Below are 10,371 nucleotides of genomic sequence, written 5' to 3' on the forward strand. Positions count from 1 at the left end.
GAGTCACTGGGAAGCCCGCACTCTATGCGTCAGCATGAGTGCGGGAGTACGTCACCAAGGTAGGGAGCTATGGTAGTTGCAGCCTCTGCAGAAGACTTTGCCCTCTCCACTCAGCTTGGCTGGCCGGAGGCGGCCTATCTGCACATTCCCTTCTGCCGGCAGCGCTGCCACTACTGCGATTTTGCCACCGGCCTGGGCACGCGCGAACTGATCGAAACCTATGTGCAGAGGCTCTGCCAAGAGATCGGCGGCGCCTACCGCTACCGCCATTTGGCCGGGGATCCCCAGCCCTTGACCAGCATTTTTTTCGGCGGCGGCACCCCTTCCCTGCTGACGGTGAAGCAGTTGAGTCGGATTTTGAGCCAACTAAGGGAGAGGATCCCGTTTCATCCCGACTGCGAGATCTCGCTCGAGGCCAACCCCGGCACCCTGACACGGCAGCAGTTGGCAGGCTACCGGGATCTAGGGGTTAACCGCATTAGCCTAGGGGTACAGGCCTTTCAAGCGGAGCTGCTGGCCGCCTGCGGTCGCCTCCATGGGGTGGAAGAAATTTACGAGGCTGTGGCCGACTTGCAGGCGGTGGGCTTTGAGAATTTCAACCTGGATTTGATCTTCGGGCTGCCCTATCAAACTTTAGAACATTGGCAGGAGTCACTGCAGGCTGTTCTTGAAATCAACCCCACCCATGTCTCCGTTTACGATCTCACTCTCGAGCCGGGAACCCGCTTTGGGCGTCTCTACCGGCCGGGGGAGGCGCCTCTGCCCAGCGAGGAGACCACGGTTGCCATGTACCTGACGGCGCGGGAGTTGCTCACCCAAGCCGGCTACATCCACTACGAGATCTCCAATTTTGCCCGCCCTGGGTATGCCTGTCGCCACAACCGGGTGTACTGGGAAAACCGCCCCTACTTTGGCTTTGGCATGGGATCGGTCGGCTACGAAGGGGGGCGGCGCATTCAACAGCCGAAAACTCTCCACGCATACTTTGAACAGGTCAAAGCGCAGGTTCACCCCCTGCCGCCGCCGGCTTCTGCAGAAGAAATCTGGATGGATACGGTGATGTTGGGGTTGCGCCTCCAGGAAGGGCTGGAGTTGGCAACTCTACAGGAGCGCTTTGGCAGCAGGAAGGTGGAGCAGGCCTTGCAGAGGCTGGATCCCTATTTTGAAAAAGGTTGGGCCAGTTGTGAGGCGGGGCGGCTGCGGCTAGTCCCGCCGGAGGGCTGGCTGTTTTCCAACGAAGTCATTGAAGAGCTTTTGTTTTGAAGAGAACTGGGCAGGACATCAGTGAAGAAAGCAGCCGCCCGGTTCAAAGTCGACCTTTGTCCAACTTGTCTCTCAGAGGGTGGGGATAGCAGGGCTTACTGGCCGGGGGGATGGCGTTGCAAAACCTGCTTCAGGTAGCGCCCCGTATGGGATCCCGGCTGCTCAGCCACTGCCTCAGGGGTGCCTACGGCCACGATCTGGCCGCCCTGGTCGCCTCCTTCTGGCCCCAGGTCAATGATCCAGTCGGCACAGCGGAGGATGTCCAGGTTGTGCTCGATCACCAGCACGGTGTTGCCCGCATCCACCAGCCGCTGCAGGACGTTCAAGAGCTTGTGAACGTCGTAGAAAGACAGGCCAGTGGAGGGCTCATCCAGCAGGTAGAGGGTTTTGCCGGTGGAACGGCGGGACAGTTCTGCCGCCAGCTTTACCCGCTGCGCTTCCCCGCCGGAGAGGGTGGGGGCCGGCTGGCCCAGCTTGATGTAGTCAAGGCCCACATCGGCCAGCGTCTGTAGAATCTTGGCGGCAGGGGGTAGGGCGGCAAAAAACTCCAGCGCCTCCCCCACCGTCATGTCCAAGACTTCGGCAATGTTTTTGCCCTTGTACCTGACCTGGAGGGTCTCGCGGCTGTAGCGGCTGCCGCCACACACTTCGCAGGTAACATACACATCGGGCAGGAAATTCATCTCAATCACGTTCACCCCCTGCCCTTTGCAGGCTTCACAGCGCCCCCCCTTGACGTTGAAGGAAAAGTGGCCAGCGTGATAGCCTCTAGCCTTGGCCTCTAGAGTCTGGGCAAAGGCCTGGCGGATGGGATCAAATAGACCCGTGTAGGTGGCAGGGTTGGAGCGAGGAGTGCGGCCAATGGGGGATTGGTCGATGACAATAACCTTGTCGATGTGTTCAATGCCGTGTAACTCCCCCATTTCCGCCGGCTTGGGCACCTTCTGGCCAAGGTAGTGCTGCAGGGCAGGGTAGAGCAACTCGTTGACCAAGGTGGACTTGCCGGAGCCGGAGACCCCCGTAACACAGACTAGTTTGCCGAGCGGGATCTCCACATCGATGTGCTTGAGGTTGTTTTTGTGGGCATTGGTGAGCTTGAGGGCAACCCCTTTCCCCGGTCGGCGCTGGGCAGGGGTAGGGATCCGCCTCCGCCCCGAAAGGTAAGCTCCGGTCATGGAGCGATCGCAGGCCAGGATGTTGGCTAGAGACCCTTGGGCCACCACTTCTCCCCCGTGAATGCCAGCTCCAGGGCCGATGTCCACGATGTGGTCGGCGGCGCGGATGGTTTCCTCGTCGTGTTCCACCACAATGAGGGTGTTGCCCAGATCCCGCAGGCGCAACAGGGTTTGCAACAAGCGCTCGTTGTCCCGCTGGTGCAAGCCGATGGAGGGTTCATCCAACACGTAGAGCACCCCCGTCAGGCCGGAGCCAATCTGGCTGGCCAGCCGGATCCGCTGCGCCTCGCCCCCCGAAAGGGTCATGGCCGGTCGGGCCAGGGTGAGGTAGTCGAGGCCCACATCGATTAAAAACTGCAGCCGGGTTCGGATCTCCCGCAGCACCAGCTCGGCAATCTGGGCCTGGCGGGGGGTGAGCTTGAGGTCTTCCAGGCGGCGCAGGCAATCGCCAATGGAGATCTGGGTGAGATCCGTGATGCGGTAGCCGCCGACGCGCACCGCCAGGGCCTCCGGCCGCAGCCGGGATCCGCCACAGGCAGCACAGGGGCGGTAGGTGAGGTAGGCCTCTAGCTTTTGCCGGTAGGTTTCGGAGGTAGTTTCTTGGTAGTGCCGCTGCAACTGGGGGATCACCCCTTCGTAGCGGCGGTAGTACCCCCGGCCCCGGTAGGGGGATTCCGCTTCAACGTAGATCTCCTGGTCGCTGCCGTAGAGGAGGAGCTGCTGCTGCTCAGGGGTGAGGTCGCACCAGCGGCTGCTGAGCTCAAAGCCAAAGGCCTTGGCGGCCCCCGCCAGCAGGGCCAGGTAGTAGGGGTTCTCCCGCTCCGCCCAGGGGGCGATGGCCGCGTACAAAGGGAGCTTGGGATCCGGCACGATCCGGTCGGGGTCGAAGATGGGCTCAAAGCCCAGCCCGTGACAGACAGGACAGGCGCCGATGGGGGAGTTGAAGGAAAATAGCCGCGGCGACAGCTCGCCCAGCACCGAGCCATGTTCGGGGCAGGCAAATTGTTCCGAAAAGATCAGCTCCGTCGGCTTGCCGTTGAGGTACTGCCCCGCCACCTCGGCCACTTTTTGCAGCAGGTGTTCCCGCTCTTCCTCTCGCGGCAAGAGCTCCACCACCGCCAGTCCCCCCGACTGGCGCAGACAGGTGGTCAGGGAATCGGCCAGCCGCTCGGCGATCTCGGGGCCCTTGACCAGCCGATCCACCACCACCTCAATGGTGTGGGCCTTGTTTTTGGCCAACTCGATCTCTTCGCTCAGATCCCGCACTTGGCCGTCGATGCGCACCCGCACAAACCCCTGCTGGCGCAAGCTCTGCAAGAGGGCTGCATGGGTGCCCTTTTTTTCCCTCACCACAGGCGCCAGCAACTGAAAGCGCGTCCGCTCCGGCAGGGCCAGGATCTGGTCCACCATTTGATCCACCGTCTGGGGGGCAATCACCCGGTCACAATGGGGGCAGTGGGGGATCCCGGCCCGCCCGTAGAGCAGCCGCAGGTAGTCGTAGATTTCGGTAACGGTGCCCACCGTGGAGCGGGGGTTGTGGCTGGTGGACTTTTGGTCGATGGCAATGGCCGGGCTCAAGCCCTCGATGCGGTCTACATCCGGTTTGTCCAGTTGCCCCAGAAATTGCCGCGCGTAGGCGCTGAGGGACTCCACATAGCGCCGCTGCCCCTCGGCAAAGATGGTGTCGAAGGCCAGAGAAGATTTGCCGGATCCAGAGACGCCCGTAAACACCACCAGGCGATTGCGCGGGATCCGCAGCTCGAGGTTTTTGAGGTTGTGCTGCCGCGCCCCCACTACGTGGATTTCGTTCTGGCCGGACATCTCGTCCCCTCTGTGCGCAGCGCAGGTCGAAAAACAACGAAAGTTAAGGAACATTAACGATTCTAGTGCCTTCTAGTGCCGCGGCAGAGGTCTGTCTTCTCCAATCGAGAGGGGGTACCAGCAAGCTGGGTCTATCGTGGGCAGGAGAAGGAAAAAGACTTGGCTATCTTGGAAGGGCCACTTGAGGATCCCGAAGCAACCTAGCCCATGACCTGGCCGCTGCTTGCTGTCCAAAAAGTCTTCATCTACCTGCTGGTGGGGATCGCCTTCACGGCCCTTTGTCTGGGGGATCAGGCCCTGTCGCCGGCGGTTATCGCCCTCTGCTTGGCGGCGGGGGCTGCCAGTTGGTTTTGGGAGCCGCCCCGGATTAGTTTTGCCCGCTATGCTTCCCTGTGGATGCCCCTGACGGTGAGCGTGTTGGTCAGCTTGGCGGCCCTGGTGCTGGCGGGCGTGCTGCCGCTTTCGGATGGGGCCATAGGCCTGGTGCTTTACCTAACAGGGGCCAAGTTGTTCCAGCGGGAACGGGCAGCAGACCACATCCAGTTGGCGGTGCTGTCTCTGCTGCTGATGGCCATCGCCACCCTCTTCAACGAAGACATCAGCTTTGGGTTTTTATTCCTGCTGTATGTGGGGGTGGGGCTGGTTAACCTCACCCTCTATCACCTGCGCCTGCAGGCGGAGCAGCACCCGCAGGCGGCCAGCCAAGTCCGCGGGATCGACCTCAGCTTTTTGGGGTTTCTGGGATCCCTGGCCTTGCTGGCAACAATTCTCTCGGTGGTTTTGTTTTTCCTCTTCCCGCGGCTCAGCTTGGGGATCTTGGGCCGGCAGGCCCGCTCGCCGGTGATGACCACCGGCTTTGCCGAAGAAGTCAGCCTGGGGGAGTTCGGCACCCTTAAAACCGACAACACCGTTGCCCTGCGGGTGGAGTTCCCGGCAGGGGTGCCCCCCCAGGTGGAGTCCCTCTACTGGCGTGGCATGAGCTTTGATCGCTACGACGGGCGGGCTTGGTCGCGGACGCTGAACCGCGCGATCCCGATTTTCCCCACTGCAGCAGGGGTCTTTGATCTCTCGGCTTCCCCCTTGATCCCCACTGCGAGCGACCTCCAGTTCTTCCCCCTGGAGCAGCGGATTTACCTAGAGCCGCTGGCCACCACCACCGTCTTTGGGGTGGCGCCGCTGCTAGAGGTGGAGTGGCTAGATCGAGGTGGGGCGATGACTCCGCAGCAGGCATGGCAACGGCAAACTCGCCGCCTGCTCCTGCACGAGAGCGGGGATGTCAGCCATTCTCTGCCCCCCCGGCTGCCCTATCTCTACCGCGCCGTGAGCTGGATCCCCCAGGATCTAAGGCCCCGCCTGCGCCAGCTTAGCCAGGAGGAGCTGCTGAGTGCGCTTGACCCAGCCCAGCAGGCAGCCTACCTGCAGTTGCCGGCAGAGCTGGATCCGCGCATTCCCGCCTTGGCAGAGGAGATCACGGCTGGGATCCCCGACGTCTTTGGCAAGGTAGCGGCTCTGCAGAACTACCTGCTGGAGAACTACGCCTACACCACCGATCTGCCGGATCCCGGGGCCGAGCCGCCTTTGGAGGCCTTTTTGTTTACCCACCGCCGCGGCCACTGCGAATACTTTGCCACCGCCCTGACGGTGCTGGCCCGCAGCCTCGGCATCCCGGCCCGCGTGGTCAATGGCTTCTTGGGCGGGCGCTGGGTGGCGCAGGAAAAGTACCTGGCGGTGCGCAACGCCGATGCCCACTCGTGGACGGAGATCCCCTTTGGCCCCTATGGATGGATCATCTTCGACGCCACGCCGCCCGAGGCCAATGTCAGCCAGCGGCAAAGCTGGTGGGATCCCCTGCAAGATTTTTACGACAGCCTGCGCTTCCGTTGGTTTAAGTACGTCATCCAGTACGATCTATCCACCCAGCGGCAGATCTGGCGGCAGATTCAGGAGCTGGCCAGCCGCGTGACCGCTCCCCAAAAGCAGGAGGATGTCGTTGCCGCCCTCCGCCGCAGCTTGGTGGGCTGGGGGCAAAGCCTGCAGCAAAACAGCCTGCCGCTGGTGGGGGTGATGGTCATCACTGGCTTCACGGCCTACTGGGGCCGCCGCCGCCGCTACCAGGCCGTGCGCTGGCAGGATGGGGGATGGATCCTCTTGGCCACAGCCGCCAATGGAGTGGTGATGGGATCCCTGTGGCAGCCGCCCCCAGAATGGCCCACCTGGATGGTCGGGATCCTGCTGCCAAGTCTGGCCTTTGCCGGGATGCGCTGGATCCCGGCGGCCCTGCCCAAGTCCCAGCAGCGCCGCCAGGCCATCTCAAGGCTCTATTTGCAACTGCGAGATCTCTTGACGGCGGCGGGGATCCCAGCCCACCTAGGCCCTGAGGCCTGCCTGGAACACCTGCGCCAGTCCAACTTGCCCCGGGTTGAGCTGGCCATCCAGTTCCTGCAGCGCTACCTGGAGGTGCGCTTTGGCGGGATCCCTTTGCAACCTGGAGAACTGCAGCGTTGGCAACAATACCTCAGACAGCTTAGGCAGGCCTGGCGATTCACCTCTGCCCCCCAAAGCGCTGCTTGATCTGGAACGGCCCAAGCAGCCTTGACGTTATGGGATGGTTAAGAGATAGTTAACAGTAGGTGCAGAGCGCACAATCTACCCTGGGCAATCCAGAACAGCAGCCGTTCCTGCAGGCGAGTTCTGCTTGCAGGGGCAGTTGGGCTCTTGCTAGGTCGTCAAGGCTGTGTTACTTTTCTTAACGTCCAGCCTTGAACAAGCAAGGGCATGCTCACTATGCGTAACCATTCTTTGAGGGCAGCTGTGGCCGCGACACTGTGCCTGCTGTCCTCTTCGCTTTTTTCCTCCGGCCTGGCCCAGGCGGCGCCCAAGCCGACTGGCAACGGGGCGATCTTTTTCCACCCCGATGGCACTTCGGCCTCCCACTGGGACATCACGCGCATTCTCCACTACGGCCCCGATGGCTTTCTGAACTGGGATCGTCTCCCCGTGATTGCCCCCTATCGCGGGCACCATCTCGACCAGCTTGGGGGAACTTCCAACGGCGGAGCGGTGACCCATGCCACAGGAACTCGTGTCCACGCCAAGAGCTTTGGGTTGGATCCGGACGGCAAAGAGTACCCCTCTGCCAACGGCACCCTGAACACGATTATGGAGGAAGCAGTGGCGGCGGGCTTGGGCACGGCTCTGGTGCAGTCGGGATCCATCATTGAGCCGGGAACGGCTGCTTTCGTGGCGGAAGTTCCCAAGCGCAGCGACTATGAGGAGATCGCCCTACAAGTGGTGGAGTCGGGGGTGGACATCATCCTGGGGGCCGGTGAGGAATGGCTGCTGCCGGAAGGCGTCCAGGGCCGCTTTGGCCAAGGGAAGCGCAAGGATGGCCGCAACCTGATTGAGGAGGCCAAGAAAAAGGGGTACGCCGTTGTCTACACCCGCGACGAGCTGCTGAAGCTGCCGGCAGATGTCTCCAAGGTTTTGGGGGTGTTCAACGTCGAGGACACCTTCTACGACAAGCCTGAAGAAGAGTTGCGGAAAGAAAACTTGCCCAACTACATCGCCAGCGCCCCCACCATTGCCGAGATGACGCAGTTTGCCCTAGAGCGGATCTCCCGCAATCCCAAGGGCTTCTTCGCCGTCATTGAAGAAGAGGGCACCGACAACATGTGCAACAACCTCAATGCTTCCGGCTGCCTGGAGGCCATGAAGCGGGCCGACGATGCCATCGGGGTGATTCTTGACTTCATCGAGAAGAATCCCAAGACCTTCATGATCACCACCAGCGACAGCAATGCTGGCGGGATGCAGCTGGTGGATGTCGAGTCTGCCGATAATCCTCTGCCGCCCACTGACGAAAGCGGCGCTCCCCTTGACGGGGTGGACGGCACTGGCACAAAGCCCTTCCTCTCCGCTCCGGACAAAAATGGCAAGCGTTTTCCCTTTGGCATCTCCTGGGCCAGCAAGGACGATGTGGGCAGCGGGGTCATTGCTCGCGCGGCGGGCCTGAACGCTCGAGAGCTAGTGCCGGTCACTGGAATCCTGAACACAGACATCTACCGCATCCTCTACTTCGTGCTCTTTGGGGAGCGCATCCCCAGCGAGCTCAAGCCGTAGTCTCAGGCAGCCCGGCCTTGGCTTGGAACTTCTGGGGACGGAGGGGATCCCGGCGATCCCCTTTTTATTTACGCAACGCTGTCGCGAACGCGCCGCTCCAACTCCCCTCTCCCTCAGGGAGAGGGGCCGGGGGTGAGGGAAGTCCTTGCCACCTCCTGTCCAGGAAGGAGTGGATAGGCTGCCTAGTCCGGCTGAGAGCGCCCCTGCTGCACCGCCTGGTAGCGCCGCTTGAACTCCTGCTGCTGCACTTTGTGATCCACGATGGGATCCGGGTAGCCGCAGCGCCGCCGCTCCTGCAGAGCCCAGGATCCCTTGGGATCGTCGCCTACCCACAGCAAAGCGGGGGTATCCAGCCCGGCCAGCTCCGGCAGGTAGCGGCGGATGTACTCCCCTTCCGGGTCGTAGCGGGCCGCCTGGGTGGCCGGGTTGAAGATGCGCAGCGGCCTGGGATCCGTGCCCACACCAGCGCTCCACTGCCAGCCGCCGTTGTTGGCAGCCAGATCCCCGTCTACAAGCTTTTGCATGAAGTAGCGCTCCCCCCAGCGCCAGTCGATGAGGAGATCCTTGGTTAAAAAGCTGGCCACGATCATGCGGCAGCGGTTGTGCATCCAGCCGGTCTCGTTGAGCTGGCGCATGGCCGCATCCACAATCGGGTAGCCCGTCTGCCCGGCGCACCAGGCCTGAAACCAATCTTGGCGGTTGTCCCACTCCAGCGCATCAAAAGCGCGCCGATAGGCGCCGCTCTCCACGTGGGGCCAGTGGACCAAAACATGCTTGTAAAACTCGCGCCAGCACAGCTCCTGCCGCCAAGTCTTCAGGCTGCTCTCGGCCTCTTCGCTGCGCACCTCCGCTTCCACCTCCCGCGTGGCCTGCCACACCTGGCGAATGCCGATGGTTCCCCAGCACAGGTGGGGGCTGAGGAGAGAGGTGCCCTGTTCAGCCGGGAAATTGCGGGCCCGCTCGTAGTCGAAAATGCGCAGGCCCTGACAAAAATCCTCCAGAAGACCCTGAGCCACGCTCTCCCCCGCTGCCGGGATCCGCTGCTCACAGACAAACCCCAGATCCGCCAAGCTGGGCAGAGGTTGGGCTTTCAGGCTTGACACCGACTGCAGACTCTTTGGGATGGGGAAGGGATCCGGCTTGGGCAAGCTAGACCAGCGGCGCCAGAAAGGGGTAAAAACCGAGTAGGGCTCCCCCGCCTGGGTCAACACTTCCCCTGGCCCGTGCAGCAGCATATCTTGGTAAGAAAAAGACGGGATCCCAGCTTCCGCCAAGCTGGCCCGCACCCGACTCTCCTGCTGCCGAGCCCAGGGATCCAGATCCTCGTTCCAAAACACGGCCTGCGCTCCCAGCTCGGCGGCCAACTGCCGCAGCTCCACGGCTGGATCTCCCCGCCGCCACAGGAGTGGGATCCCCATCTGGGCGTAGCGTTCCTGCAGCTCCTGTAACGCCTGGAGGAGAAACGCCACCCTGGCTGGGGCCATATCCGCCCGCTGCAAGACCTGCGGGTCGAAAACGAAAACCGGCACCACCTGGGAGCTGCGCTGCGCCGCCGCGTGGAGGGCTGTGTTGTCCGCCAGCCGCAGATCGCGGCGATGCCAGAGGAGAACCGGGGAAGTCATAGGAGGCCAAGCAACCGGATCCCATCTTGGCCGCTTTTTCTTCCTCTCTTCAACCCCAGGCTGCCGGCAGAGGTGGGCAAATGATGTCTATTCCCCCAACAGACGTCCAGGGCAGGGACAACAGCGCTCGTCAAGGTTTCGCTGGCCATCGCTGGAGCCCATGGCGTAAGCTGTATCTCCCGGCCTCACCACCAACTGAGTCAGCTTGAGGGCAAGTAGCGGATCGAGCGGCTCCGGTACATTAAGTAGGAACTGCTCAACGGAGCGCCGCAGCGCCTCTGGCGTCTTGCTCATCACGTCTCCATCCATCCATCGATGGCTTTAGCTAATCCGCCGTTCGCGCTAGCGGGACGTAGTCCTGGAAGCCCCGC

The 10,371-nt window shown here is 62.2% G+C and carries 6 protein-coding genes; 3 read left to right on the forward strand and 3 right to left on the reverse strand.

The window, feature by feature from the left end; all coding sequences use genetic code 11:
- Positions 1-69 precede the first annotated feature (69 nt).
- Positions 70-1,263 carry a radical SAM family heme chaperone HemW gene (hemW, locus tag NW855_RS04620; RefSeq protein ID WP_414402897.1) on the forward strand — a complete coding sequence of 398 codons (1,194 nt, stop codon included), beginning with the start codon at positions 70-72 and terminating at the stop codon, positions 1,261-1,263.
- Between the two features lie 95 nt (positions 1,264-1,358).
- Here the strand turns inward: hemW and uvrA are convergent, their stop codons facing one another.
- A complete protein-coding gene (gene uvrA, locus NW855_RS04625; protein ID WP_414402896.1) occupies positions 1,359-4,259 on the reverse strand; it encodes an excinuclease ABC subunit UvrA in 2,901 nt (966 codons plus the stop codon).
- A 207-nt stretch (positions 4,260-4,466) separates the two neighbouring features.
- On the opposite strand from uvrA, the gene NW855_RS04630 reads away from it, so the two are divergent.
- Positions 4,467-6,830, forward strand: coding sequence for a DUF3488 and DUF4129 domain-containing transglutaminase family protein (locus NW855_RS04630; protein ID WP_414402895.1), 2,364 nt, complete (start codon positions 4,467-4,469; stop codon positions 6,828-6,830).
- A gap of 240 nt (positions 6,831-7,070) precedes the next feature.
- A complete protein-coding gene (locus NW855_RS04635; protein ID WP_414402894.1) occupies positions 7,071-8,378 on the forward strand; it encodes an alkaline phosphatase in 1,308 nt (435 codons plus the stop codon).
- 182 nt (positions 8,379-8,560) lie between these two features.
- On the opposite strand, the gene NW855_RS04640 is transcribed toward NW855_RS04635, so the two are convergent.
- Complete coding sequence (locus NW855_RS04640; RefSeq protein ID WP_414508409.1) at positions 8,561-10,000, reverse strand: cryptochrome/photolyase family protein; 1,440 nt, start codon at positions 9,998-10,000, stop codon at positions 8,561-8,563.
- 87 nt (positions 10,001-10,087) lie between these two features.
- Entirely contained in the window at positions 10,088-10,294 is a 207-nt protein-coding gene (locus NW855_RS04645) for a hypothetical protein (RefSeq protein WP_240530343.1), read from the reverse strand.
- Between the last annotated feature and the right edge of the window lie 77 nt (positions 10,295-10,371).

Source organism: Synechococcus sp. RC10B2, assembly GCF_047502635.1.

What these genes read in the sequence shown, in the direction of transcription:
- hemW (WP_414402897.1), top strand. Translation starts at nt 70, where the DNA reads ATGGTAGTTGCAGCCTCTGCAGAAGACTTTGCCCTCTCCACTCAGCTT.
- NW855_RS04640 (WP_414508409.1), bottom strand. Translation starts at nt 10,000, where the DNA reads ATGACTTCCCCGGTTCTCCTCTGGCATCGCCGCGATCTGCGGCTGGCG.
- NW855_RS04645 (WP_240530343.1), bottom strand. Translation starts at nt 10,294, where the DNA reads ATGAGCAAGACGCCAGAGGCGCTGCGGCGCTCCGTTGAGCAGTTCCTA.
- NW855_RS04630 (WP_414402895.1), top strand. Translation starts at nt 4,467, where the DNA reads ATGACCTGGCCGCTGCTTGCTGTCCAAAAAGTCTTCATCTACCTGCTG.
- uvrA (WP_414402896.1), bottom strand. Translation starts at nt 4,259, where the DNA reads ATGTCCGGCCAGAACGAAATCCACGTAGTGGGGGCGCGGCAGCACAAC.